The organism is Stenotrophomonas sp. 22385 (assembly GCF_052045085.1).
Taxonomy (GTDB): domain Bacteria; phylum Pseudomonadota; class Gammaproteobacteria; order Xanthomonadales; family Xanthomonadaceae; genus Stenotrophomonas.
This window is the reverse complement of record NZ_JBQEOG010000006.1, coordinates 157,212-181,585: the sequence shown is the minus strand read 5'-3', so window position 1 is coordinate 181,585 and position 24,374 is coordinate 157,212. Positions and strand designations below refer to the sequence as shown.

Annotated in this window: 23 protein-coding genes; 10 read left to right on the top strand and 13 right to left on the bottom strand. The window is 66.0% G+C overall.

Annotated features, from left to right (window positions below; translation table 11 throughout):
• Positions 1 to 71: 71 nt before the first annotated feature.
• The 4 genes from ACTJI4_RS12330 to ACTJI4_RS12315 all read left to right on the top strand — a co-directional run bounded on the left by ACTJI4_RS12330 (position 72) and on the right by ACTJI4_RS12315 (position 3,309).
• A complete protein-coding gene (locus tag ACTJI4_RS12330) occupies positions 72 to 401 on the top strand; it encodes a ComEA family DNA-binding protein (protein WP_392915421.1) in 330 nt (109 codons plus the stop codon).
• Between the two features lie 553 nt (positions 402 to 954).
• On the top strand, positions 955 to 1,932 hold the full coding sequence (locus tag ACTJI4_RS12325; RefSeq protein WP_440869572.1) for a L,D-transpeptidase: 978 nt from the start codon (positions 955 to 957) through the stop codon (positions 1,930 to 1,932).
• A gap of 25 nt (positions 1,933 to 1,957) precedes the next feature.
• Positions 1,958 to 2,683 carry a murein L,D-transpeptidase catalytic domain family protein gene (locus ACTJI4_RS12320; protein ID WP_392915424.1) on the top strand — a complete coding sequence of 242 codons (726 nt, stop codon included), beginning with the start codon at positions 1,958 to 1,960 and terminating at the stop codon, positions 2,681 to 2,683.
• Positions 2,684 to 2,697: 14 nt separating this feature from the next.
• Positions 2,698 to 3,309, top strand: a complete 612-nt coding sequence (locus tag ACTJI4_RS12315) for a HutD/Ves family protein (RefSeq protein WP_392915427.1) — start codon at positions 2,698 to 2,700, stop codon at positions 3,307 to 3,309.
• Positions 3,310 to 3,329: 20 nt separating this feature from the next.
• Here ACTJI4_RS12315 and ACTJI4_RS12310 read toward each other — a convergent pair whose 3' ends face one another.
• From ACTJI4_RS12310 to ACTJI4_RS12255, 12 genes are all read right to left on the bottom strand, one after another.
• On the bottom strand, positions 3,330 to 4,940 hold the full coding sequence (locus ACTJI4_RS12310; protein WP_440869508.1) for a sulfite reductase subunit alpha: 1,611 nt from the start codon (positions 4,938 to 4,940) through the stop codon (positions 3,330 to 3,332).
• Entirely contained in the window at positions 4,937 to 5,911 is a 975-nt protein-coding gene (locus ACTJI4_RS12305) for an FAD:protein FMN transferase (protein ID WP_440869507.1), read from the bottom strand. Before ACTJI4_RS12305 ends, ACTJI4_RS12310 begins: the two co-directional genes overlap by 4 nt.
• A gap of 2 nt (positions 5,912 to 5,913) precedes the next feature.
• Positions 5,914 to 6,720: a DUF4198 domain-containing protein gene (locus ACTJI4_RS12300; RefSeq protein ID WP_392915435.1), complete on the bottom strand. Its 807-nt coding sequence runs from the start codon at positions 6,718 to 6,720 to the stop codon at positions 5,914 to 5,916.
• Positions 6,721 to 6,774: 54 nt separating this feature from the next.
• Positions 6,775 to 7,293 (bottom strand): DUF2271 domain-containing protein, encoded by a 519-nt coding sequence (locus ACTJI4_RS12295; RefSeq protein ID WP_440869506.1) that lies wholly within the window; start codon positions 7,291 to 7,293, stop codon positions 6,775 to 6,777.
• A 35-nt stretch (positions 7,294 to 7,328) separates the two neighbouring features.
• The gene (locus tag ACTJI4_RS12290) at positions 7,329 to 7,970 is read right to left on the bottom strand and encodes a PepSY-associated TM helix domain-containing protein (protein ID WP_440869571.1); all 642 of its coding nucleotides are present in this window, start codon (positions 7,968 to 7,970) and stop codon (positions 7,329 to 7,331) included.
• A 346-nt stretch (positions 7,971 to 8,316) separates the two neighbouring features.
• The gene (locus ACTJI4_RS12285; RefSeq protein ID WP_440869505.1) at positions 8,317 to 10,743 is read right to left on the bottom strand and encodes a TonB-dependent receptor domain-containing protein; all 2,427 of its coding nucleotides are present in this window, start codon (positions 10,741 to 10,743) and stop codon (positions 8,317 to 8,319) included.
• A gap of 148 nt (positions 10,744 to 10,891) precedes the next feature.
• A complete protein-coding gene (locus tag ACTJI4_RS12280; RefSeq protein ID WP_440869504.1) occupies positions 10,892 to 11,320 on the bottom strand; it encodes a hypothetical protein in 429 nt (142 codons plus the stop codon).
• A 94-nt stretch (positions 11,321 to 11,414) separates the two neighbouring features.
• A complete protein-coding gene (locus ACTJI4_RS12275; RefSeq protein WP_440869503.1) occupies positions 11,415 to 12,101 on the bottom strand; it encodes a Fe2+-dependent dioxygenase in 687 nt (228 codons plus the stop codon).
• Between the two features lie 18 nt (positions 12,102 to 12,119).
• On the bottom strand, positions 12,120 to 14,450 hold the full coding sequence (locus tag ACTJI4_RS12270) for a catecholate siderophore receptor Fiu (RefSeq protein ID WP_440869570.1): 2,331 nt from the start codon (positions 14,448 to 14,450) through the stop codon (positions 12,120 to 12,122).
• 142 nt (positions 14,451 to 14,592) lie between these two features.
• Positions 14,593 to 14,991, bottom strand: a complete 399-nt coding sequence (locus tag ACTJI4_RS12265; RefSeq protein WP_440869578.1) for a hypothetical protein — start codon at positions 14,989 to 14,991, stop codon at positions 14,593 to 14,595.
• A gap of 139 nt (positions 14,992 to 15,130) precedes the next feature.
• A complete protein-coding gene (locus tag ACTJI4_RS12260) occupies positions 15,131 to 15,463 on the bottom strand; it encodes a non-heme iron oxygenase ferredoxin subunit (protein ID WP_068849893.1) in 333 nt (110 codons plus the stop codon).
• Positions 15,460 to 15,996, bottom strand: a complete 537-nt coding sequence (locus ACTJI4_RS12255) for a GNAT family N-acetyltransferase (protein ID WP_440869502.1) — start codon at positions 15,994 to 15,996, stop codon at positions 15,460 to 15,462. The genes ACTJI4_RS12260 and ACTJI4_RS12255 overlap by 4 nt, the downstream gene beginning before the upstream one ends.
• A gap of 121 nt (positions 15,997 to 16,117) precedes the next feature.
• Here ACTJI4_RS12255 and ACTJI4_RS12250 point away from each other — a divergent pair, with 121 nt between their 5' ends.
• Entirely contained in the window at positions 16,118 to 16,543 is a 426-nt protein-coding gene (locus ACTJI4_RS12250) for a hypothetical protein (protein WP_440869501.1), read from the top strand.
• Positions 16,544 to 16,560: 17 nt separating this feature from the next.
• On the opposite strand, the gene ACTJI4_RS12245 is transcribed toward ACTJI4_RS12250, so the two are convergent.
• On the bottom strand, positions 16,561 to 17,355 hold the full coding sequence (locus tag ACTJI4_RS12245; RefSeq protein WP_440869500.1) for an energy transducer TonB: 795 nt from the start codon (positions 17,353 to 17,355) through the stop codon (positions 16,561 to 16,563).
• A 312-nt stretch (positions 17,356 to 17,667) separates the two neighbouring features.
• Here ACTJI4_RS12245 and ACTJI4_RS12240 point away from each other — a divergent pair, with 312 nt between their 5' ends.
• The 5 genes from ACTJI4_RS12240 (at position 17,668) to ACTJI4_RS12220 (ending at position 24,294) form a co-directional block, all read left to right on the top strand.
• Positions 17,668 to 18,321, top strand: a complete 654-nt coding sequence (locus ACTJI4_RS12240) for a hypothetical protein (RefSeq protein WP_440869499.1) — start codon at positions 17,668 to 17,670, stop codon at positions 18,319 to 18,321.
• A gap of 70 nt (positions 18,322 to 18,391) precedes the next feature.
• A complete protein-coding gene (locus tag ACTJI4_RS12235) occupies positions 18,392 to 20,344 on the top strand; it encodes an RHS repeat domain-containing protein (RefSeq protein ID WP_440869498.1) in 1,953 nt (650 codons plus the stop codon).
• Positions 20,274 to 22,997 carry a hypothetical protein gene (locus tag ACTJI4_RS12230; protein ID WP_440869497.1) on the top strand — a complete coding sequence of 908 codons (2,724 nt, stop codon included), beginning with the start codon at positions 20,274 to 20,276 and terminating at the stop codon, positions 22,995 to 22,997. Before ACTJI4_RS12235 ends, ACTJI4_RS12230 begins: the two co-directional genes overlap by 71 nt.
• Positions 22,994 to 23,947, top strand: a complete 954-nt coding sequence (locus tag ACTJI4_RS12225; RefSeq protein ID WP_440869496.1) for an RHS repeat domain-containing protein — start codon at positions 22,994 to 22,996, stop codon at positions 23,945 to 23,947. The genes ACTJI4_RS12230 and ACTJI4_RS12225 overlap by 4 nt, the downstream gene beginning before the upstream one ends.
• A complete protein-coding gene (locus tag ACTJI4_RS12220; RefSeq protein WP_440869495.1) occupies positions 23,947 to 24,294 on the top strand; it encodes a hypothetical protein in 348 nt (115 codons plus the stop codon). Before ACTJI4_RS12225 ends, ACTJI4_RS12220 begins: the two co-directional genes overlap by 1 nt.
• Positions 24,295 to 24,374: the final 80 nt, after the last annotated feature.

The following is a 24,374-nucleotide window of genomic DNA, read 5'->3' as shown; positions in this document are numbered from 1 at the left end:
GTGGCGACGCACACTGACTGCTCCGACGGGATGCCGGCAGGAGTCGGTTCGACGCCACAGGGAGCTGCACGATGGGGCCTTGGTTTTCGTGGAAGGCGCTTGCGCTGGCATTGCTGTTGACCGGAACCGCTTCGGCGGCCGACCGCATCAACATCAACACCGCAGATGCGTCGACGCTGCAGCAGGGATTGACGAACGTGGGGCCCCACAAGGCCCAGGCGATCGTGGCGTACCGGCGACAACACGGACCTTTCCTCCGGGTCGAGGACCTGGCACGGGTGAAGGGGATAGGGACAGCAACGGTCGAACGGAATCGGCGACGGATGACGGTGGGGGCCACGGCGGCGCCCACGGCGGCACCGCCCAGGAGGGCAGTACCGGCACCCGTACCAAGGCGCTGACGTAACAGGATGGGTCGCGACCGGCATGACGCCGGTCACGGTGGCCAGGCAGGAGCCGGCCACCTCGACAGCCGCAGGGATGGGGCCCGCAGGGACGCTGCGCGGAAGGATTGGCGCGGATCCACCAGGACGGTGGCATCCATACCCGGGAAGGGGAGGGATGGCGGAACAACATACGGCCGAGTGCATGGAGCATGGCCGGCACCCACACTGGGCAGGACGCACAGGGGGAAGGCGGGATGCCGACAAGGACGTGACGATTGCCCGGTCCGCACAGGGATGTGTGACCGGGCAATTTTGTCTGGCGCATTGGTGGGTTTCAACGTTGGCCCTGCCCATGTCACCGTACCTTTTACGGTGCTGGATGGTTGAACCGGGCCGCGCGCGGTTGACACGCATGGCGTGTCACTACGAAGTTCTACGTGCGCAGGACGATGGCGCTGGCCATCATGGTAGCGACACGCCCTGCGTGTCCTCGACCCACCCGAAGGAAGGCTGCATGCTCACACGTCGCACGCTGCTGAACCGCATCGCCGGTTCGCTTATCGCCGTCATGGCACTCCCGGCATGGTCCGCGCCCGAAGCTGCCAGCCCCACCGACCTCAAGCCGGGCCAGTTCCTCTGGCATCCGGAGATTTCCCCGGCCGGGCCGATCGTGCTGGTGGTCAGCCTGGATGAGCAGCGCGCCTACGTGTACCGCAATGGCATCGCCATCGGCCTGAGCACCATCAGCTCGGGCAAGGCCGGGCATGAAACGCCGACCGGGGTGTTCACCATCCTGCAGAAGGACAAGGACCACAAATCCAATCTCTACAACAGCGCACCCATGCCCTACATGCAGCGCCTGACCTGGGACGGCATCGCGCTGCACGGCGGCAACCTGCCCGGGCATCCCGCGTCGCACGGCTGCGTACGCCTGCCCCAGGCCTTCGCGCAGAGGCTGTTCGGCGAAACCAAGCGGGGCGATACCGTGGTGGTGGCCGACGCGAAGAGCGCGCCGATGACGCTGGCCTATCCGGCGGTGCTTGCGCCGGTGAACAGCACCGGCAAGGCGCTGCTGGAAACCACCCATGCGCCGGACCATTACTGGAACGACAGCGCCGCACCCGCAGGCCAGGTGGGCATCCTGGTCAGCCTGCACGACCAGCGCCTGTACGTGCTGCGCGATGGCGTGCTGATCGGTGAATCGCGGCTGGAAGCCAAGGCGCTGCCGGCGTTCGAGGGCACCACGCTGTTCGTGATGCAGGACGGCTATTCGGACACCGCCAGCCCGCTGGATGCAACCCAGAAGCTGCACAAGTGGACCGCCTACCCGCTGCTGGGGCAGAGCGCCGGCAATGCCACCCCGGATCTGCTGGCCACGCCCAGTCTGCCCATGGCACTGCCGCCGTCTTTTGCCGCGCAGCTGTACAAGGCGCTGGTGCCGGGCACCACGCTGCTGGTGACCAGTCTGCCGGCGGTGCGCCCGGTGGCGGATGAACAGCATCTTCAGCCGGTCTTGGAATCCGACGCAGGCGGGACCACCCTGTAGGGATGGCCCTGCTGGTACCGCGTTGATGCGATCCCTTTCCGTTTCGAGTGCCATCGTTGCCCTGTGCGGGCTGGCGCTGATCGCGCCGGCCGGTATCGCCCGTGCAGCGACTGCCCCCACCCCGCGCGTGCTGCCGCCGGCCCAGCTGGCCGACCTGTTGGCGCGCGCAGCACCCAATGCGGACCGCAAAGTGCTGCAGCTGGCCGCCAACGCAATGACCTGCGCCCTGCGCCGGCCGGAGCTGGGCGTGGATCCGGGCCGCTTGAGCGTGATCGACTACTCGCGTCCGTCCACCGAGCAGCGCATGTGGGTGTTTGACCTGGCCCGGCAGAAGCTGTTGTTCGAGGAATGGGTGGCGCATGGCCGCAACAGCGGCGGCAACGCCACCGAGCGCTTTTCCAACCGCGATGGCAGTTTCATGTCCAGCCTCGGCGCATTCACCGCGAAGGAAACCTACATGGGCGGCAATGGGTATTCCCTGCGCCTGGAGGGGCTGGAGCCGGGCTTCAATGACAAGGCGCGCGACCGCGCCATCGTCATCCACGGTGCGCCCTACGTGAACCCCACCATTGCCCGGCTGCAGGGGCGGCTGGGCCGCAGCCTGGGCTGCCCGGCAGTGCGGCTGACCGTGGCGCGGCCGTTGATCGACAGTCTGCGCGGCGGGGCGATGGTGTTCGCCTATTACCCGGACAAGGACTGGCTGGCGCGGTCGCAGCTGCTTGCAACGGACTGCGGCGGCAAGGCCGGCTGAGGCACAATGGCGGCATGTCGACCGCCACCGCATTGAGCGCTGCCACGCGCGTCATTCCCAGCTTTGAATACCGCCGCGAACGCTGGCGCAATGGGCTGGGCTGGACCCGTGAAATCCTGCGTGTGCCGGACAGCGACGCCTGGCAGGTGCGGTTGTCGATTGCCGAGATCGAGCAGGATGCGGCGTTCTCGTCGTTTCCCGGCATCGAGCGCGAACTGGTGCTGCTGCGCGGCGAAGGGCTGCGCCTGCGCTTTGCCGATGGCCGCGTGCATACGTTGCTGCCGCCGCATGATCGGCTGCGTTTTGCCGGCGAAGCGGAGATCCATGGCGAGCTGGTGGACGGGCTGACCCATGACTTCAACCTGATGTGGCGGCGTGACCAGGTGCACGCCGAGCTGTTGCACCGCCCGTTGGTGGGCGATATGTACTTCTTCACCGAGCCGGGAACGGCGTGGGCGATCCACCTGTTGGCCGGACAGGCCGAGTTCGAGGGCGAGGCGGACCTGGCGCCGCTGCAGCAGGGCGATACCGCGTGGCTGGCGGCAGGACCGCGCCGCCGCTACGCGTTGCGCGGTGGCGGCGAGCTGCTGGCGATCCGCTTGGACCAGCGCGACATAACGGCGTAATCCGATCCTGCCGCGCTGGGTCAATAAACGTCGCGGCGGTAGCGGCCGGCGACGATCAGGGCTTCTTTGCCTTCGCGGCCCAACGCCTGTTCGATCACCGCATCCACTGCCGGCGCCATGCCCTGCAGGCTGCCGCAGACCAGGATCGTGGCGCCCTCGCGGACCCACTGGCGCAGGGTGTCCAGCTGCGCGAGCAGGCGGTCCTGCACGTAACGATGCTCACCGCCGTCGCGGCTGAACACGGTGTTCAGGCGCTCGATCATGCCGTCACGCTGCCAGCGTTGCAGGTCGTCCTTGAAGTAGAAATCATGCGCGGCGGTACGCTCGCCGAACAGCAGCCAGTTGCGCCGGGCGCCGAGGTCCACCCGTGCCCGCAGGTGCGCGCGCAGCCCGGCAATGCCGGTGCCGTTGCCTATCAGGATCAGCGGTGCGTCCGGCGCCGGTGCGTGGAAGTTCGGGTTGCTGCGGAAGCGCAGGTCGATGTGCCCGCCCAGCGCCGCGTGATCGCACAGCCAGCCGCTGCCCAGCCCCGGCGTGCCGTCCGGGCGCAGCAGCCGGCGCAGCAGCAACAGCACCTCGCCTTCGGCCGGCATGCTGGCAATGGAATATTCACGGTGCGGCAATGGCTTGAGCGCAGCCACAAGCGCCGCGTCATCGGCCGGTACCGCATCGGGCAGCACCGGCAAGTGCGAACGCGCCAGCCAATCGCGCAGTGGCTGCCCCTCAACCAGAGCCGCGCCATCGCGTCCATGCGTGGCCAGCCAGGCATCGACCTCGACCTGACTGTGCTGCGGACCGATCTCCGCCACATCGCCGGCCTGCCACGCCGGCAGCACGCCATCGACCGGCACCAGGCTCACCCTCCACGTCGCCGCGCCGGGGCTGCCGGGATTTTCCTGGCGGCGTGCGTGCAGCTGCCAGGGCTGGTACTGCGCCGGAGCCCAGTCGGGCAGCTCGGTGGCGCTCCCGCCGAGCTGGCCCAGCAGCTGCTGCCAGTGGCGCAGCGCGGCAGGGTCGGCGTTGTCCACTTCCACCGTGTCGAACAGGGGATGCGCGCCGTGCTGGCGCAGCCACGCATCGAGCTGGCGGCCGAACGCGCAGAAATGCCCGTAGCTGCGGTCGCCCAGTGCCAGCACGCCGTAGTGCAGCTGCGGCAACGCCAGCTCCTGCGGCATGACCCGGCGCAGGAAGGGCAGGGTGTGGTCGGGCGGATCGCCCTCGCCGGTGGTGCTGGCAATCAGCAGCAGGCGGCGGGTCTGCCGGAGCAACGCGGCATCCAGCTGGTGCAGTCCGCGCACGCGCACCGGCATGCCGGCCGCGCGCAGTACTTCGGCACTGCGCTCGCAGAGCTGTTGGGCAAACCCGGTCTGGCTGGCCCAGACCAGCAGCGTGGGTGCTTCGCCGGTGGCGCTGCCCGCATCGTCGCGTCGGGCTCCGCGCCACCACAGCAGCGCACACAGCGCGGCATAGGCGGTGAGGCTTCCTGCCGCCCAGCGCCAGCGCGAGGCCAGTGGCGCGCCCAGCCACCAGTCCTCCTGCAGGTGCAGGCGCAACAGCAGCCACGCCAACATGGCGAGCGCCGCCATCACGGCGATATTGCCGAGCACGGCGCGCGACGGGCCGCGCTTCATGTCGCAGCCTCCTGCTCGGCAAGCAACCGGGCAAACGCCGTGCTGAGACGTTCTTCGATGCCCTGCGCCGTGCGAGTGAGGAAGCGTGCGGCCAGCGTGTTGGCATTGGCGAACGCAAGCCCTTCCTGCGCGCCCATCACGGTCAACGCTGTGGCCCAGCCATCGGCGTGCATCGCATCGCGTGCGACCACCGTGACCGCCGCGGCCGCGCGACTCACCGGGGCGCCTGCACGCGGGTCCAGCGTGTGGCTGAACTGCGCTCCGTTGTGGCTGAACTGATGCCAGCGGTCGCCCGACGTAGCCACGGCCAGGTCGTCGAGCGCCAGCACGCGCGGCGGCTGCGCGAGTGCGGCTTCTTCTTCGGGGCCGGCTTCCACCAGCACCCGCCACGGTTGTCCATCGGGCTTGCGGCCGTAGCCATGCAGCTCACCGCCTACTTCCACCAGCGCCGCCGGGATGCCTTGCCCTTGCAGCCAGCGGCTCACCAGATCAACGGCAAACCCCTTGGCGATGGCGGAAAGATCCAGTTCCAGCCCACCCGGCTGGAGCAGGCGACCCTCCTGCCTGTGCAGCCGTCGCCAACCACAGCGCGCCTGTGTGGCGGCAAGCTGGGCAGCATCAGGAATGCGTTGCGCGTGTGCGTGCGCACCGAACCCCCACAGCGCGACCAGCGGCCCGACCGTGGGGTCGAACGCCCCTTCGCTGCGTCGGGCGATATCGAGCGCGCAGTCGATCACCTCGGCGAACAGCGCTGGCAGCGGCACCGACGTGCCGGCCGCTGCGCGGTTGAACGCTGCGATGTCGCTGGCCGCTTCCCAGGTGCTCATCTGCGCCACCACCGCATCCAGCTGCGCCTGGATGCCCGCATGCAGCGGGTGCAGGTCGCGGCCGGGCGCGGTGGTCAGTTTGACCTGCCAGGTGGTGCCCATGGTGTGGCCACCGAGGCTGGCGATGTCGTGCAGGATGGACATGGTTACAGCGGCAGCACTTCCAGCGTCGCGACGTAGTTCAGGCGGCGGGTCTTGGCCTGCTTGAGCGTGGTCTTCTTGTCTTCGCTGCTGGTTTCCAGCCAGTACATGCCAGCTTCCGGCCAGGTGACGGAGAACTCGCCCTTCTTGTCGCTGGTGACCTTGATCTCTTCCTGGGCGTTGCGGTAACGCGTGCCGCCACGGGTGATCTCGAAGGCCAGGCCGGCGCGCGGCTTGCCGTCGACCAGCACGCGGAACTTCGCTTCTTCGCCTGCGGCCAGGTCGTTGGGGTGACCCACGGCCACCAGCTCGATGCCCGATTTTGTCGGCGCGAGCGCGGTGCTGTTCGGGGTGCCGTTGGTGACGAAGGTTTCGATGCGGTTGACCGACTGGCTCACCTGCAGCTTCCTGGCCTTCTTCGGTACTTCGGTGGCGAAGGTCGCCACGGTGCCGCGCCAGCGCTTGGGCTTGCCGTCTTCTTCCCACGTCGCCGACAGGCCGTTGTTGACCGAGGCCAGGCGGTAGGTGCCCTGCTGGGTCAGCTCGACATCGAACACGCTGCGGAACTTGCCGGTGGAGGCGTTCTGCGGCTGCACGGTGGTGCCGTCAGGCGCGGTGATGACCAGGCTTTCCAGGCGCAGCGGCACGTGGTTGAAGTAGAACAGGTCGTTGGACACCGCCGCATCGACGGTGATCCACGGGTGTTCACCGGCGATCACGGTCTGCGAGGGCTGCAGCCAGGCCTTGTGGGCCAGTGCGGAGAACGGAAGGGCGGCGGCCAGGGCGGCGGCCAGGACGAGCGAGCGCTTCATCAACAACTCCATGTACAGGTGAGGGGTGCCCTCGACGGGGAGGGCAGTGGAACATCAGGGCTTGGACGACAGCGTGACCAGGCCCAGCTCGGTGCTGCCCTGGGCCTTGCCGGTCTGCGGCGCGGTGGCCGGCCAGGTGAAGGGAATCTTGACCAGCTCGCGGCCGCCGACTTCGCGCACCGCTTCCACCACCAGCGTGTAGTTGCCCGGTGCCAGCGACTTCAGCGCCGGCTGCCTGTCGCTGAACGACAGCGCGTGGGTGCCGGCCGGCTTGGTCGGGCCGGTCAGGCCGTCCACCGGCACCTTGAGCTCGCGGCCACTCTTGCGCCACCACTGGCGCAGGTCCGGCAGCCACTTGGTGCCGTGGCCTTCGCTGTTGCCGGTCTGCTGGTACCAGACCGCCAGGTTGGCGGCGACCTTCTGGTCGGCCCCTTCCAGCCACACCGCCACATACGGGCGGTGGTACTCGGCCACGTTGAGCTTGGGTACCTCGACGTTGATGTCCAGGGTGGTGGCATAGGCCGGCGAGGTGGCCAGCAGGCTGCTCAGGGCGATGGTGAGGGTGACGCGCATGGGTGCGGCTCCGGGACGGGGAAGGGCGAAGGAAGTCAGTGGATCAGGATCAGGGCGATCAGCAGCGGCACCATCAGGCCCAGCCCCACCAGCGGCCAGGTCATGCGGCGCTGGCGGGCATGCAGGTGCAGCAGGAACAGGCCGGTGATGCAGAACACCAGGCAGGCCACGGCGAACACATCGAGGAACCAGCCCCAGGCCGGGCCGGCGTTGCGGCCCTTGTGAAGGTCGTTGAAGTAGGACACCCAGCCACGCGAGGTCGCTTCGTATTCCACCGCACCGCTTTGGCGGTCGATGCTCAACCAGGCGTCGCCGCCGGGGCTGGGCAGGGAGAGATAGATCTCCTCGGCCGACCATTCGGCTGGGCGGCGACCGATGGAAATGCCCAGCTCGCGGTCCAGCCAGCGCACGGCCGGGCGCGGCACCGGGGCGTTGCCGTCGGTGCGGTCGCCGAGCTGCCCCAGCAGCTCGGCCGGCAGTTCCAGCTGGCGGTTCACCACCTGCGGCGTCGCCTCGATCTTCGCCGCATGGTTCAGCGTGATTCCCGTGGCGGCGAACAGCAGCATGCCGATCAGGCACACCGCCGAGCTGATCCAGTGCCACTGGTGCAGGGTACGCAGCCAGAAGCCACGGCTCTGTTGCTGCTGCACGGCGGAAGGGGGAGCGCTGGTGGCCACGGTCACGGCAGGAAGACGAATAGCTAATTACACCATTGATGAGAATGGTTCGCAATTATTGGTCGCGCGATGCCGGTCTGCGGCGTGTGCCGACCAACGGTCGGCACCTACCGGTGTGCGTGGGTTGCCCGGTGTGCGTGGGGTGCCCGGTGTGCCTGGGGCGCCCGGTGTGCGTGGGTTGCCCGGTGTGCGTGGGGTGCCCGGTGTGCGTGGGGCGCCCGGTGTGCCTGGGGCGCCCGGTGTGCGTGGAGTGCGCGGTGTGCGCGGTGTGCCTGGGGCGCCCGGTGTGCGTGAGAGCCGGTAGCGCCCGACCGTTGGTCGGGCGGCGGCGCGCAGCGCCGGGACTTCAGAACGCCGCGTTCAACGAAATCCAGTAACTCCGACGCTGGTCCTTCGTCGCGTAATCATCCACGCAGTTGTACTCACTGTCGCTGATCAACACGCATGACTGCGAAACGAAGTCCTTGTCGAACAGGTTGTTGACCCGCGCATTCACCGTCAGCCACTGGTTGATGCTCCAGCTGCCACCCAGGTGGAAGATGGTGTAATCGTCGTAGTACCGCACCTGCGACGAACTCACCCCGCCCACGTTGCTCACCAGCGTGTCGCGGTACCGGTCATAGCGTCCTTCGCCAATCAACGACAGGCTCACCGCCTCACTGACCTGCCAGTTCAGGCTGGCATTGGCCATGTGCTTGGCGGGATTGCCGGCGATCGGTTGGCCGTTCGCGGCGCCGCTGGTCTGCTCGGACTTCGTATACGTGTAGTTGCCGCGCAGCTGCAGGTTCTGCAGCAGGTCCACGTGCGCGGCCGCTTCAATGCCCCGCGTTTCAGCCGTATCGATGTTCACGCTCTGGCTGAAGGTGCTGTAGCCCAGCGCCGCCCAGCCCGGGCCCACGTCCACGCAGTAGCCGCTGCCGACCGGTGCCACTTCGCAGTTCGGGAAGGTGCCGCCGCTGGCGATCTTGTCGTCGAACTTGTTGAGGAAACCGGTGACGTTGAAGCCCCAGCGCTCGCCCTCGTAGTAAGAGGCGATTTCATAGTTCGTGCTGGTTTCGGGCTGCAGGTTGGGCGAGCCCACCAGCGGCAGCACGCCCTGGCCGCCGAAGCCGGTCACGCCGGGGAACAGCTGGTCCGGGCGCGGGGTCTTGTAGCCGGTGCTGACCCCGCCCTTGAAGGTCCAGGCGTCGCTGGCGTTCCACACCAGGTAGGCGCGCGGGCTGACGTGGCTGCCGAAGATGTTGTGGTCGTCATAACGCACGCCAAAGGTGGCGGTGAGCGCGTCGGTGAGTGCCCAGTTGTCCTCGGCGAACACCGACCACATGCGGTGCTTCTGCTTGACGTTGTCGCGGTAGCCGGCGCCGTCCATGCCGAACACGCCGTCGATCATGTCGGTGTCGGTGTACTGGCCGCCCAAGGTCAGCTTGTGCGCGTCGAAACTCATGTCCAGCATGGTGTCCAGCACGTAGCCTTCCAGCTCCATGGTGCGCAGCGGGCGTGGCAGGAATGCTTCCAGGCGTGCCATCTCGGAGGGGTTCAGCGCGGCGAGACCGTTTCGGGCGCCGGCGGCGCAGTTGTTGGCCGCGCCGGTGCGGCGGCACACGTCGTTCCACAGCGTCTGCAGGTCGGCGCGTTCGTCCAGGGTCAGCGGCAGCGAACGCCCCAGGTTGTTGCTCCTGGTGTGGGTCAGCGTGGTCTGCCAGGTACCGAATGCATAACGGCCCTGGTGGGTCAGTGCCAGCTGGTCGCGCTCATAGCGCTGGTAGGCGGTATAGCCCACGCGCGGCTGCACTACCCGGCGGGTGATGGTGCCGGTGCCGTTCGGGTTCGGAATGGTGGCATTGCCCACGCGCCAGAGGCTAGCAGCGCTGTCCAGCGTGCCGGTCTGGCCTTCGCTGTTGTCGTACTTCTGCCGCGACACGTCGTAATCCAGCGACAGGTCATGGTCGTCATTGAGGGTGAAGCCCAGGCGCACGCCGGTGTTCCAGTTGGTGTTGGCCACCGCCTTGCCGCCGCCGCCGAAGCCGATGCTGCGCGCCCACAGGGTGCCGTCGGGCAGCGGCAGGTCGTCCCATTCCGGGTTCGACGCCTTGGCATCGTAGTAGCTGCCGCGCACGGCCAGCGCCACGCGGTCTTTCACCAGAGGGCCGGTGAGGTACACATCGGTGGTGCGCGCATCGCCGAACTGGTCGTCCTGCTGCACGGTGAAGCCCTGGGTGACCGAACCGTGCCAGTTGTCCTGGTTGCGCCGGGTGATGATGTTGATGACGCCGCCCATGGCATCGGAGCCGTACAGCGTGGACATCGGGCCGCGCACCACTTCGATGCGCTCGATCGCATCCAGCGGCGGCAGGTAGGCGAACTGGCCGCCGCCGAAGTTGTTCGGGTACAGCTGGCCCACATTGCTCTGGCGGCGGCCGTCGATCAGCACCAGCGTGTACTCGGACGGCATGCCGCGCATGGAAATGGTGGCGCGGCCGTTCTTGTCGGTGGTTTCCATGCCCACGTCGATGCCTTCCACGTCGCGCAGCGCGTCCACCAGGCTGGTGTACGGGCGCTTGGCCAGTTCCTCGCGGCTGACCACGCTGATGCTGGCCGGGGCGTCGGCGATCTTCTGTTCGAAGCCCGAGGCGGTAACCACCACCTGGTCCAGGGTCTTGGGGTCGCCCGCGACATCGCCGGCGGCGAAGGCGGGGGCGCTGACCGCGCCCAGCAGGGCAACGCTCAACGAGCAGCGGGACAGGGACGTGCGACGACGATGGCGCTGGGCCATGGGAAGTACCTCGAAAAGGATGCGAACGCGGGAACGCCGTGGCCGGCGGCCGCAGCGCAATCGAAAAATCGTCAGGGGGCCTGCAGTGCAGGCAGCAGCGGCGCTCGGCGGCGGTCGTGCAGGCGCAGCGACGCGGACGCGGGCGGGATCAGCCCTGCGGGGGCGCCTGGCCGCGCTGGACGCGCAACCCAGGGGCCGCCGGCAGCGGTGTTGCCGGGGCGGAATCGATGGTGGGGACGACCTGCGGCGGCAGTTCGGCCAGGGTGGCCATCAGGGCATCCAGCGACTCGGTCAGCGGCGGCGGTGGCAGGCGCGGCGGCGTGGCCGCCGAGCGCGCACTGGCCATCCGGCGTGGCTTGGCCGGGGCTTCTTCCTGCAGGCGATTCTCGCCGCCGGGACGTTCTTCGGCGGGCTGCTGCAGCACCAGCGCGGCGGTGCCGGGCAGGCGCTGTTCCAGCAGCGGCAGCGTGCCAAGCAACATCGAGAGCAGGGCCAGCCACGCCAACACCGTCGCCAACGCCGGGCGCTGCCCGCGCATGGCGGGGGCAAAGCTGCGGTGGCGGTGGGGGTGGCGCAAGGTGATATCCCTGTCGGAGCACGCCAGCAGGTCCGGCGCGGCGGGGATTGTAGAGAGCGGTTGTAACAAATGCAAATGGGAATGATTTACAGCGTCAGGTCTCGCTCCAGCGGCGCAACAGGTTGTGATAAACGCCGGTCAACTGCAGCACCGCCCCCGGATCGCCGCCGGTCACGCGCAGCGTCTCGATCGCGCCATCCATCTCCAGCAGCATCCGCCGTGCGCCATCGTCGCGGACCATGCTCTGTACCCAGAAGAACGACGCCAGCCGTGCTCCCTGCGTGACAGGGTTGACCTTGTGCAGGCTGCTGGACGGGTACAGCACCAGGTCGCCGGCCGGCAATTTCACCTCATGCTCGCCGTAGGTATCACTGATGACCAGTTCGCCCCCTTCGTAGTCCTCCGGCGCATTGAGGAACAGCGTGCATGACACGTCCGAGCGCAGGTGGCTGCGCACGCTTTGGCTGTCGGTGATCATTACCGCGCCATCCACATGGAAGCCATACTCGCCACCGCCCTGGTAGCGGTTGAAACGCGGCGGCAGGATGCGCAGCGGCAGTGCGGCGGCGAAGAACAGCGGGTGCCGTTCCAGCGCCGCCAGCACGATCCTGCCCAGCTCGGCCTTCAGCGGTGAGGCGTCAGGCAACTGCTGGTTGCGCTTGACCTGCGCGCCCTGCACGCCCACGGTCTCGCGGCCGTCGGCCCAGTCTGCCGCGGCAAGCGCGCGCTGCAGGTGGGCCAGTTCGTCGGCGGTGAGGACATCGGGGACGTGCAGGAGCATGGCAGGGTCCTTGGTGGATCAGAAGCGGAAGTCCGCGCTGAACAGCACGCTGCGCGGGGCGCCCGGGGTGTAACGGTAGCCGCTCTTGTTGATCGCGGCCACATAGTCCTTGTCGAACAGGTTGTAGGCGTTCAAGCGCAGCACCAGGTGCTCGTTGATTTCATACGAGGCCACTGCGTCGTACACCGTGTACGACTTGGTGAACGCCGGCGTGCCCACCGCGCCATCGGTACCGCGGTGCATGCGGCCGGCGTAACGCACGCCACCGCCCACGGTCAGGCCGAACGGGAAGGTGTAGCTGGTCCAGCTGGTGAAGGTCGCGCCCGGGGTGTAGGTCAGGTTGCGGGTGCCGTCGGCGGCCACGTTGGCGCCTTCCTCGACTTCGGTATCCAGGTGGCTGTAGCCGGCCGACACCGACCAGTTGTCGGTGATGCGGCCCACCGTGGACACCTCGATGCCCTGCACCGACTTCTTGCCGGTCTGGGTCGGGTTGCCGGCATCGTCGAGCACCTGGGTGTTGATCTCGTTGCTGACTTCGGTCTTGAACAGCGCGACGTTGAAGGCCAGTGCATCGTCGAGGAAGGCCCACTTGGTGCCCACTTCAAGCGTCTTGGCCTTCTGCGGGTCCAGGCTGGGGTTGTCGGCGCTGCTGGCCGAGCTGCTCAGCTGGAAGTTGCTGCCGCCCGGGGGCTGCTGGGACAGCGCGTAGTTGCCGTACAGGCTGACGATGTCGCCGACCTTGTACACCGCGCCCAGTTTCCAGTTGAGCAGGGTGTCGGAATGCTCCAGCGACGGGTTGGGAATCACCGTGCCCACCGGGTTGCTGCCGCACGCCGGGCCGCGCCCGCCGCACACCACCGCGCTCTGGTACTCGGTCTTGTAATGGTCCGCACGCAGGCCGGCGGTGACCAGGAAGCTGTCGGTGAAGTTCAGCGTATCGAACAGGTACACCGACGAGGTGGTGGTCTTGCCACGGCTGTCGGCACCGTTGTGTGCCCAGGTCAGGCCGGTGGCGTTCCAGTCCGGGTTGTACAGGTTGGCCGGCGACCAGGTGGTGCCGTTGGTGGCGGCCTGGCCGAAGCTCTTGAGTTCTTCGCGGGTGAACTCCACGCCGGTGCTCAGGTTGTGCACGATGGCACCGGTGCTGACGTCCGCGCGCAGGTTGAGCTGGTCGGTGAGGATGGTGTTCTGCTGGTCCTTGAAGGTCGGCAGGCTGCGCGCGATGGTGTAGGTGTCCAGGTTGTTGCGGTCGGTGTAGCGGATGTTGCCGGTCGGCGCACCGTTGGCGCCGCGCGTGCCGGTGCCCATGAAGGCGGTGAGCATGTAGTCCTGGTCGGTACGGCCCCAGCGGGCCGTGTTGGTCAGGCGCACGCCGTCGCTGAAGTCATGTTCGATGCGGAAGGTGGCCATCTTCGCGGTGACGTCGTCATGGTCGGCGCGGGTGCCGTAGAAGTTCTCCGGGTTCACCGGATGGCCAGCCAGCGGTTCCAGCGTGGGCTGCGGCGCCCAGCCGGGCAGGCCCAGGGTCGGCACGCCGCCGTCGGGCACGTTCTGCTGGTCCACATAGAGCAGGTTGAGGATGTAGCGGGTGTTGGTGCCCAGACCAAACGCCAGCGACGGCGCGATGCCCCAGCGCGAGTTGTTCACGTGGTCGCGGCCGGGCTGGTCGCTGTCCTGCCACATGGCATTCAGGCGAAGTGCGCTGGTGGCGCCGAGGGACTGGTTCCAGTCGGCCGACGCGCGCTGCTGGCTGTCGCTGCCGACCGACACGGTGCCGCTCACCGCGTCATGCAGGTTGGCCTGCTTGCTCACCATGTTGATCGAACCGGTGGGCGCGGAGCGGCCGTTGTCGGTGCCGGCCGGGCCCTTGGACACCTCCACCTGCTCGGTATTGAACACATCGCGCGAGATCGAGCCGACATCGCGCACGCCGTCCACGAAGATGCTGCTGGAGGTATCGAACCCGCGCATGAAGATGCTGTCGCCGGTGTTGGTGTTGCCGTTCTCGCCGACATAGAACGTACCCACGCCCGGGCTGTTGCGCAGCGCATCGGTCAGCGTGGTCGCGCCCTGCTGGGTGAACAGGTCGCGGCTGATGATCTGGATGGTCTGCGGGGTGTCCTGCAGGGACTGGGTGAACTTGGGCGAGGCGACCTTGTCGACTTTGAAGCCGCGGGCGGCCTGCACCTGCACCTGGTCCAGCGTGCGCGGGGAGTCACTGGCCGACTCGGCCTGGGCGGCCACCGGCAGCATGGCCAGGCTGAGGCCGGTGACGAGGCTGGCGGTGGCCAGGCTGGCGGCACTGCGGGCGGGGGAGGAATGCTTGCGGCTCTTGATCATGGTGGTGATGGACCTGGAAACGGGAAGAGGAATGCCATCGAGCGCGCACGGGTGGGGCGCGCACGCAGGGGCATGGACGGTCGAGCGAAAGAGATGCGATGTGCAGGGGGCGTTGGGCGCCCTGCGTGGCGAGGTGCCTGGGCAGCAGCGGTCAGGCGCGCGCGGGCGGCGCCTGCGACAGATGCGAACGCAGTGGGCGCGATCGGATGGCCGGCATGGCCCATGCGGCGGGTGACGCTGCGGTGCGCGTGCCTGCCATGCACGACGGAAGCGACGTGGAACGTTCGGCAGGGTCGGGGCGGCCGTTCTCGGCTTCCTTTTCCGCTGCGGCGCAGGCGTGGACGGCGACCGGGGCGCGGTCTGGTGCAGGTATGCCGGACACCTGCAGCGATTCGCCAGCGGCCATCGCGGCCACCGTGCCCGCACGATCCATCGAACCCGGCGAAGTGCCCAGTCCAGCCACGACGGCCAGCAGGCAGAACAGCACCGCCGCGATCAGCAGCAATGGGGTCGAGCAGCGGTTGGCGGTAGCATCACTGGCGGCAGCCATGAGGCGGTAGTCGGTCAGGCCTAGAAGGCGAATACCGATAAATTAACAGAAACGATAATGATTCGCATCCACCGCCCTGCGGCGGGCATCACAGAACCGGCCAGGCGCCGATTCAAGTTTTCTATCAACTCGCTGAGACTCAGTCGCGGTCGTCGCGGGTCCAGACCCCGTCGAACTCGCGCTTTACCGGAAACTTCGGCACCGCCGTATAGGCCGGGGCACACAGGGCACGGCCATCGCGCACGTCAAAACGCGCACTGTGCAGCACGCACTCGATGCTGCCTTCCTCGGTATCGAACGTGCCCGAGGACAGCTCGAATTCCTCGTGGGTGCACTGGTCTTCCAGGGCGAACAGCTCCCCGTCCAGGTTGAACACCACGATCGGCGTGCCGGTGACCTCGTCGAAGGTGCTCTTCATCTCGCCCGGCAGCAGTTCGGCCGTGGCGCAGACGAAGGTCCAGGTCTCGCTCATGCGTGGGCCGCCAGCGGCTTTTCCAGGATCTCGAAGCGCAGGTCGTCGCGCTTGGGGATGCCGAAGCGCTCGTCCCCGTACGGGAACGGCTTCTTGATGCCGGTGCGCTGGTAGCCACGGCGCTCGTAGAAGGCGATCAGCTCATCGCGTATGTCGATCACCGTCATCTGCATCACCTGCACGCCCCATTCGCGCGCGGCGTGGGCTTCGGCCGCGTCCATCACCTGCTTGCCGATGCCGCCGCCCTGCTGGGCCGGGTCCACCGAAAACATGCCGAAGTAACCCTTGCCGTGCTCATCGGCCACATGCGCGCAGGCCAGCAGTTGGCCGTCGCGTTCGGCCAGCAGGACGGTGCTGCGCGGGCGCTCGATATCGGCTTGCAGGCCGGTTGCGTCAATGCGCGCGCCGTCCAGCATGTCCGCTTCGGTGGTCCAGCCGGCGCGGCTGGCGTCGCCACGGTAGGCCGAGGTGACCAGGGTGATGAGGGCGGGAATGTCGGCCAGCGTGGCCGCACGGAAGGTCAGGGTGCTCATGCCGTCATTCTAGAGCGGGGCGCCGGTGGCGGGTAGCAGTGACGTTGCCTATGTAATGCCGCTTTTTGATAGGAACGGTGCGTTGGCCGTGCGGATCGGGCACTGGCAGGATCGTGCGGCTATGAAGTCCACTTTCCTGTCCTGCGTGTTTCTGTTGGCGCTGCCCGGCTGCGGCGAAGGGCCCCCGACGGACGACCGTTACCTGTCGCCCCGCCAGTTGGCCGTGGTGACCGCCGCCGCCAAGGATGACGACCTCGTGGCGATCAAGCGGCTGATCGCGCACTACGAAGCCACCCCCGGCAATGACGTGTCGGCCGCGCGCTGGCGGCAGCGCGCGCGCGACCTGGGCGATGTCCAGGAGCTCTACTACCAGGCGGCGTCGCGTTTCGCTTCCGCGCGGGTGGCGGAGAGTGCCGAGGTGCGCTTCCGTCTGCTGGCCGAAGCCCAGGACGCGGCCAAGCGCGCCTACGAGCGCGCGCCGGAGCATGGCAACCTGCTGCTGGTCGAACAGATCGAGCGCGAGATGCGCACGGCGTTGACCGAATAGCACGCCTGCGCGGGCGCTCAGCGGATGAAGAACTCCACCGGGAACGACAGTTCCACCGGTGCCGGCCGTTCGTCGGGCACGGCCGGCAACGGCGCGGCCCGGCGGAAGGTATCCAGCGCGGCCTGGTCCAGCATCGCGTAGCCCGAACTCTGCTCCACCGCCAGCGCAAGCAGCTGGCCATCGCGGGCCAGGCTCACCCGCACCTGCACGACGCCCTCATGGCGGCGCGCCCGCGCGGCGTGGGGGTAACGACGGAAGCGTTCCAGCCGCGCGATGACCCGGCCTTCCCAGCTGTCGCGGCCGGGCGTGGTCTCGCTGGGGCCGGGTGGCAGCGGTGGGCTGGGCGGCGAGGCGGCAACCGAGGCCTGCTGCTGCAGCGGCGCCGGCGAATCCGGCTTGGGCTGCGGCGGGGTCGGTGGCGGAATCACCCAGTGGGCCGTCTCGCGGGGCGGCGTCCTGGGCAGGTCGCGCGGTGGTTCCGGTTTTTGCTGTTGGTGCGTGGCGGCCGTGCTGGGGGTGGGCGCGACGATGTCTTCCAGCGGTACTTCCGGCGCGCGCGGCGGCAGCAGTACCAGCTGGGTGCGGTCGGCTTGCGGGGGCGGCAGCACCGGCGTGCTGGCAACGTGGGTCCAGAGCAGCAGCGTGATGACGGCGCCGTGGGCCAGCACGGTCAGGCTGCCAGCGAGCGTGCGCGCATGGCGTTCGGTGAACGAGGCGCGTACCCGCGCACGGCCCGGGGCACCCTGGTGAGGGCCCTGCAGGTAAACGTGCAGCGGTGGGGTGCTCGCGGCACTCGTGGCGACCGACGACATCCAGTGGCATTAATGAGAAGGGTTCTCATTATGGCACAGGTAAGGAAAATCCTCTTTGTGATCGACATCAACGTTTGTGCCGTTCCCTCTGCCAGACACTCGATACTGATGCCAAAACCCTATTGACCTCCGGTTGACGCTGCCTCATAACGGATGCCTGCAAGACGTGTCGGCGCTTCGGGGGATTCGAAGGCGCGATGCTCCGGAATCCATAACGCTTTCCTGCACATGCGGCAGGCCGGAGTTGCGCGCTCGCGTCAGCCATTTGTATCTGCGTTGCGCGTCAGCGTATCGACAACAGGGAACCTGGGGATGCAATTGACTGCGAGCGATCGTTCTTGTCTGCGTGGGTCCATGCGGCGTCTGGCGCATCTGATAGTGATGACAAGCGTGCTGATGCCGCTGGCCGGACACGCACAGATTGTTCCTACATGGCGCGAGGAGTACGGGAAGCGCCTGAAGTACGGCGATCTGGTTGAGCCGATGAAGGGAGAGATCTTCGGCGAGAAGGTCAACCTGTACGACGGGTCCATGAGCCTCAGCGCCACTGACATTTCCGTGCCCGGTAACAACAGCCTGGAGGTGTCGATCAGTCGCAGCTACGGCGATATGTCCGGCGCATCCAGCGACAACGAGTTCGGCAACTGGTCACTCGATCTGCCTTCGCTATCGGGTACCTACGGTGATCAGCCTGAGACTGAAGCGGAAGGATACTGGAGTCCAGCCGCGCGCTGTTCGACGGTGACGGCACCGCCGACGCTGGAGGTCTGGAACTACCTGCACACACAGAAGATCAATTTCGACGCTCATACCTATTGGGATGGCGTGCGCCTCACCCTGCCCGGTGGCCGGGGCGAAACAGTGCTCGCTGGTAGCGGCGACTCGCGCCAGCCGGTGCCGCAGGTGGGACAGCCAACACCTTGGAATACCAAAAGCGGCTGGTTCTTCTCATGCCTCCGCACTTAAGAGTGGGCAGCCAGGGCAGGGCTTCCTCGGACATTCGCCGGATGGCACAAAGTACTACTTCGACTGGATGGTGGCGCGTGTCAATGAGTCTGCCACGCTTCAGCCATACGACACCGTAACCCACGCCACGCTCAAGCGTAAGAAGGTCTTTCTCTATCCGTCGCAGGTGGTCGACCGATTCGGAAACTGGGTGCGCTACGAATGGAGTGGCGCGCGGCTGGATCGAATCATCGCCAGCGATGGCCGCAGCATCACACTCTCGTATGATGCGCAGGGGCGGGTATCGACCGCCGCAACCTCGGGGAGGACGTGGACATACACTTACTCGCCGGCAGGACCTCTTCAGTCCGTGACGCTGCCGGACGGAACCAGTTGGGGTTACAACCTTCCTTCGGTGTCCGTGACCAAGAAGTATCCGGACTACACCGGGCAGGCACCCGCCGAGTACATGGACAACCCAGCGGTGTGTGCCAAGACGAACAAGATCGTCCAGACCGAAGTGGTTGCGACTATCTCCCATCCTTCCGGTGCGGTCGGCAACTTCGCATTTCGTCCGTTCCGTCATGGACGCAAGAACGTTCCCTTCAACTGCCAGACCTCGGGCGATGAGCAGCTGATCGCGGATGGCTGGAATCTGACGCCCATCTACCGCGACGCGATGTCGCTAGTGACCAAAACCATCAGCGGTCCTGGAATGCCAACCGCGCAGTGGACCTATCAATACACCAACCTGGCAGGGCAGTACGACAGGAATGTAAACGCGGCGGGCTCACCGATGTACCCGGTAGGCCAGTCCGAACCCAAGATCACAATCGAGACCATGCCGGACGGCGTGATCAGGACGTACGAATTCGGCAAGGAAGTAGCCTATAACGACGGTCTGTTGCTGGGCACCTCCACGAGCATTGGCGGCACAGTTGTGAGGACCGATCGAAACAACTACTACCCGGACGCGCTGCTGGCGTCGGCGCCCTTCCCGCGCGAGGCGGGGCAAAACCTGAAATACGGCGCTACCGAGCTGGGTGAGCACCTCAACCGGCCGGTGCAGAACATTGTCATCTATCAGGATGGGGTGCAGTTCACCCGCCAAGTGCAGAACTTCGATGCATCGGTGCGCGAGGTCGATGTGGTTGAGTCCAACTCGGCCGGGCAGAGCCGAAGCACCACCCAGGAGTACTACGACAATCCCCAGCTGTGGGTGCGAGGGCAGGCTGCCCGAAACGTGCTTAATGGGATCGAGCAGTCCCGAACGGAGTTCGACGGCACCACCGCGCTGCCGCTGCGCGCGTATGCCTTTGGGCGGCTGGCCCAGCAGGTCACCTATGCCGCCGATGGCACCGTGGCAACGGCAACGGACGGCCGCGGAAACACCAGCCACTTGTCCAGCTGGAAGCGTGGCGTGCCACAACTGCTGCGCTCACCGCCCACCCAGGAAGCGCCGAATGGTGCCACACGGCAGGTAGAGGTGGATGACAACGGCTGGATCACCGCACTGACCGACGAGGCAGGAGCTACTACCCGCTATGGCTATGACAGCATGGGGCGGCTTCTGTCACAGCAGTTCCCCACAGGCGACAACGTGGCATGGAACTCGGTGGCCCTGAGCCTGGAGCGAATGGGCGCGGCTCAGTTTGGCATCCCCGCTGGTGCCTGGAAGCACTCGCGCACGATAGGGGGGGCAACGCACCGATACCTATCTGGACGCCATGTTCCGGCCCGTCCTGGTCACCCAGAACCTCAATGGCGTGCTCAACAGTGCTGTGGTGACGCGGTACGACAGTTCGGGTCGTGCGGTCTTTGCCTCTTACCCAACGCGGCAGGTGTCGGACGTTGCGCAATCGCTTGGGGGTACGAGCACGCAGTACGATGCGCTCAGTCGGCCGCAGATTGTGCGTCAAACCTCAGAGCTTGGGGACCTGGCAAGTTCGACCGACTACATCGGCAACCTTTCGGTGCGCACTACCAATCCGCGCGGCCTTGCAACAGTGACCCGGCATCTCGCGTACGACCAACCGACCTATGAGATTCCGCTCACCATCCAGCATCCCGAAGGCGTGGTCACGGAGATTCAGCGCGATGCGCTCGGCAAACCGCTTGCGATCACCCGGCGCAACGCTGATGGAAGCCAGACGCTGACCCGGCGGTACGTGTACGACGCGTTCCAGCAGTTGTGCAAGACCATTGAGCCGGAAACTGGCGCCAGCGTTCAGGACTACGACGCGGCAGGGAATCTCGCATGGTCTGCCGCCGGAACGGGGCTGACCAGCGCTGCAGACTGCAATCGCGCAGAAGCGCTGGCGAGCGGCCGGGTGGTCTCCCGTGGTTATGACGCAGCCAACCGTCTGTCTGCCCTGACCTTCCCCGACGGACGCGGCAACCAGAACTGGTACTACGCGCCTGACGGCCTCCCTGTGGAGATATACACCAGGAATGACCCCAACGAGTTGCCTGTGATCAATCGCTACTACTATAACCAGCGACGCTTGCTGGTTGCAGAGAGCATGCAGCATTCCAGCCTTGGAGCGCTCACCCTTCACCACGGGTACGATGCAAACGGAAACATGGCATGGCAGATCTACCCGAGCGGCCGTAGCATTGACTACGCTCCCGATGCCCTCGGCCGAACCACCCAGGTTGGCAGCTACGCGCAACAGGCCAGCTATTACGCCAATGGTGCGCTGGCCGGATTCGTGTACGGAAATGGCATTGTCCACGCCATGGTACAGAACGCTCGTGGGCTCCCCGAACGTAGCCGTGACGCCAATGCGTCGGTCGTCGTCCACGATGACAGCTACGATTACGATGCCGCGGGCAATGTGTTGGCCATCTCCGACGGGCTGCCCGGCGCGCCTGGCAACCGTGACATGGCATACGACGGCTTGGACAGGCTCCGTACCGTAACCGCACCGAGCTTTGGCAATGCGTTATACGAATACGACGCATTGGACAACCTGCGCAGGGCCAAGGTCGGCAGCCGCGATAGAACCCATTACTTCGATCCGGCCAACCGTCTCGTCAACGTGATGGAAACAGCAACCGGCGCAACCGTCACTGGCCTGAGCTATGACTTGCAGGGCAATCTTTCCTTACGCAACGGGCAAGCCTTCGCGTTCGACTACGGCAACCGCCTGCGCAGTGTGAGCGGGGCCGAGAGCTACGAGTACGACGCACACGGCCGTCGGGTCAGATCTCTTTCGGCTGCAAGTGGCGCCATTTACTCGTTCTACGACAACGGTGGAGTGCTTCGCTTCCAGCGCAACGAGCGTACGGGCAAGCAGACCGATTACCTGTACCTTTCCGGGAGCCTGGTCGCCCAGGTGAGCGGCGCGGCAGCGCCGAGTGTTCCCGCGCTCAGCGCCCCCGGTTACATCACGCAGGGCGGCGTGACGTTGACCTGGACCCAAGCGGGTGGCGCGAACCGCTACGAGCTGCAACAGTCAGTGGGTGGCAACTGGTCCGCGCTGTATGGCGGCGCGGCGCTCACGTACGCCGCCAGCGGGTTGCAGACCGGCACCTATCAGTACCGGGTCCGCGGGTGTAGGGATGTGTGTGGCGACTGGAGCAACGTCGCTAATGTGGCGGTGGAGCTACCGCCCGCAGCCGTGCCCGCGCTGAGCCTGCCAGCAGTCGCCTACAACGGCAGCTATTCGGTGAGCTGGTCCGGCTCGGCCGGTGCCACTGCATACCAGCTGGAAGAAACCGCCAATGGTGGGTCCTGGACGTTGATCCATAACGCGGCCCCATTGTCTCTCGGCATTGGCGGCAAGCCTGCGGGCCAGTACACCTACCGCGTGCGCGCCTGCAATCCCATCGGTTGCACGGGCTACAGCGGCAACGCCTCGGTCACGGTGGTGTATCCACCGGGCGCAGCACCTGGCCTGAACGCGCCTTCCCGTAGCGGCCCAGGAAGTATTGGCATTGGCTGGAGTGGGGTTGGTGGGGCCGATCGCTACACGCTTCAGGAAAGCGCCAACGGTGCGGGCTGGGTCACGCTGCTGGACGCCAACGCGACATCCTACGCGACCCCATGGCGCGGGCCTGGCAACTATGCCTACCGGGTCGCCGCCTGCAACGGCGCGGGGTGCTCTGGTTGGTCCGGCACCGCGAGCGTTTCGGTCATTGCGCCGCCCAGCCTGGAGCCGGTGATCAGCGCGCCCGGGCTGGTGAACGTTACCGACTACGCCTTCAGCTGGAGCACGCCGGCCAACACCGAGTACTTCGTCTTGCAGGAAAGTGCCAATGGTGGTGGGTGGACTACGTTGCTGGCGGATGCCCGCACGTCCGTGGGCGTCAGTCGAGGCAACGGCAGCTATGGCTACCGGGTGCAGGCCTGCAACTTTGTTGGTTGCGGGCCCTGGTCTGGCATCGCCACGGTCACGGTCTCGCTGCCACCCCCGATGCCCACTATAACCATGGCCAATTGGCTCTCCACGACGACGGCTCCCTACCGCATCTGGTGCGATGCCGACTGGACCCCGGTGGCGACTGCCACCGAATACCAGTTGGAAACCAGTATCGGTGGCAAACACCTGTACACCGGGCCGAAGACCTACGTGAGCGCAGCAGGCAATGCGTATTGCGGGTCACCGATCCGGGTGCGGGCCTGCAACGCGGGCGGGTGTTCCGCGTGGTCGCCGTTGTTCACCCCCGCGCGCGGCGTGTACGAGACTGAATGATGAACACGATCATGATGACGAACGTGGTGTTGCGCGGATTGGTCACGCTGTTGCTTGCGACTGCGATGCTAGGTGCCGCCAGCGCCCAGGAGGCGGTGGAATACATCCATACCGACGCCTTGGGTTCGCCAGTGGCGATCTCGGATGCCAGTGGTCATACGATCAAACGAACCGTATACGAGCCTTACGGGGCGGTGATGGGCGGAGAGGTCGACGGCGAGCCGGGCTATACGGGGCATGTGTCTGACTCGGCCACCGGGTTGATTTATATGCAGCAGCGGTACTATGACCCTTCAGTCGGAAGATTCCTTAGTAGCGATCCGGTTCTTGCCGTAGGCGGTGGGAGTGAGCTATTCAACCGCTATCGATATGCGATGAACAATCCGTACAGGTATTTGGATCCAGATGGCAGGGTGGATTGGGGAATGGTAGGGGACTCTTTCAAGATCGAGGCAGGGTTCTCGCTTGGGATCAGTGCAAAGTTCAAGCTCGGTCCAGTGAAGTTATCCATTGGATTGGGCGAAGCCACGTGGGGTGGCGGAGGCACACTCGCGGCAGATGGGTACGCGTTTCAGGAGGTGGCTGGACCTAGTTTCGCTGTCGAAGCTGGAAGCTATGGCTTTGGGTTCAAGGGCGAAGCGGAGCGCTCGTACCAAGGGCGCCATGATCTTCTGTACAGTGAAGAATATTCAAAGGGCGGATTCATCTTCGGAAGGAAGAGCGCTGAAATGAGTGTAGATGGCGACGGATCTAATGCCGAGTTATCTGGAAACGCGAGCATCTTCCCAGCAAAGCTTGCTGTCTCAGCAGATTTGGGCAAAGCATTGGAGGGTCTACAGAGTCCCTCCAAGTCGGCGCTGACCGGGGCGCAGGGTTTCAAAGGTACCTTCAGGGTTGAGGGAAGGCTTGATACGAAAGCGTTGACGCGCACACTTAAGGGTGGCAAGTAATGGAGAAGACTGTCGATGTTTTAATGGCGGAATACCGGTGGTCTGCACGGCTGTCCGCCGCGTCTCTGATTTCCTTTTGTGCCAGCCTTGCAGTTATTGCGCTAGTGGGGGGCGATACTGGGAGGGACGGGCTGGAGTTCCTGATAGGCTGCTTGTTGGGCTTGACGCTCATAAGCTCTTTCCTTGCGATGCTACTTTCAACTTTTGGGGTGGTTCGAAACAGGGGGAGACTGGCGGACTGGGGCATGTTTTTGATTTTCATATGGTTCATTCCGTACTTGGGTATCGCGCTCTATCTCGGCACTTCATACTTGCTGCAAGTGCTACGGACCAATCGAGAAGAATGATCTGCTGATTGATCGCTCCCGTCGGCGCCAGTGTCCTGTGCTTGGATGTTTGTCCTCTGCTAGCCATCTAAGCTTCGATC

Bases quoted from the DNA above. Each gene is read 5' to 3' on its own strand.
- ACTJI4_RS12220 (WP_440869495.1), top strand. From the start codon at position 23,947: ATGGAGAAGACTGTCGATGTTTTAATGGCGGAATACCGGTGGTCTGCA.
- ACTJI4_RS12245 (WP_440869500.1), bottom strand. From the start codon at position 17,355: ATGTCGTCGGTCGCCACGAGTGCCGCGAGCACCCCACCGCTGCACGTT.
- ACTJI4_RS12240 (WP_440869499.1), top strand. From the start codon at position 17,668: ATGCAATTGACTGCGAGCGATCGTTCTTGTCTGCGTGGGTCCATGCGG.
- ACTJI4_RS12250 (WP_440869501.1), top strand. From the start codon at position 16,118: ATGAAGTCCACTTTCCTGTCCTGCGTGTTTCTGTTGGCGCTGCCCGGC.
- ACTJI4_RS12255 (WP_440869502.1), bottom strand. From the start codon at position 15,996: ATGAGCACCCTGACCTTCCGTGCGGCCACGCTGGCCGACATTCCCGCC.
- ACTJI4_RS12305 (WP_440869507.1), bottom strand. From the start codon at position 5,911: ATGTCCATCCTGCACGACATCGCCAGCCTCGGTGGCCACACCATGGGC.
- ACTJI4_RS12310 (WP_440869508.1), bottom strand. From the start codon at position 4,940: ATGAAGCGCGGCCCGTCGCGCGCCGTGCTCGGCAATATCGCCGTGATG.
- ACTJI4_RS12330 (WP_392915421.1), top strand. From the start codon at position 72: ATGGGGCCTTGGTTTTCGTGGAAGGCGCTTGCGCTGGCATTGCTGTTG.
- ACTJI4_RS12265 (WP_440869578.1), bottom strand. From the start codon at position 14,991: ATGGCTGCCGCCAGTGATGCTACCGCCAACCGCTGCTCGACCCCATTG.
- ACTJI4_RS12300 (WP_392915435.1), bottom strand. From the start codon at position 6,720: ATGAAGCGCTCGCTCGTCCTGGCCGCCGCCCTGGCCGCCGCCCTTCCG.
- ACTJI4_RS12285 (WP_440869505.1), bottom strand. From the start codon at position 10,743: ATGGCCCAGCGCCATCGTCGTCGCACGTCCCTGTCCCGCTGCTCGTTG.
- ACTJI4_RS12315 (WP_392915427.1), top strand. From the start codon at position 2,698: ATGTCGACCGCCACCGCATTGAGCGCTGCCACGCGCGTCATTCCCAGC.
- ACTJI4_RS12260 (WP_068849893.1), bottom strand. From the start codon at position 15,463: ATGAGCGAGACCTGGACCTTCGTCTGCGCCACGGCCGAACTGCTGCCG.
- ACTJI4_RS12275 (WP_440869503.1), bottom strand. From the start codon at position 12,101: ATGCTCCTGCACGTCCCCGATGTCCTCACCGCCGACGAACTGGCCCAC.
- ACTJI4_RS12225 (WP_440869496.1), top strand. From the start codon at position 22,994: ATGATGAACACGATCATGATGACGAACGTGGTGTTGCGCGGATTGGTC.
- ACTJI4_RS12295 (WP_440869506.1), bottom strand. From the start codon at position 7,293: ATGCGCGTCACCCTCACCATCGCCCTGAGCAGCCTGCTGGCCACCTCG.
- ACTJI4_RS12320 (WP_392915424.1), top strand. From the start codon at position 1,958: ATGCGATCCCTTTCCGTTTCGAGTGCCATCGTTGCCCTGTGCGGGCTG.
- ACTJI4_RS12325 (WP_440869572.1), top strand. From the start codon at position 955: ATGGCACTCCCGGCATGGTCCGCGCCCGAAGCTGCCAGCCCCACCGAC.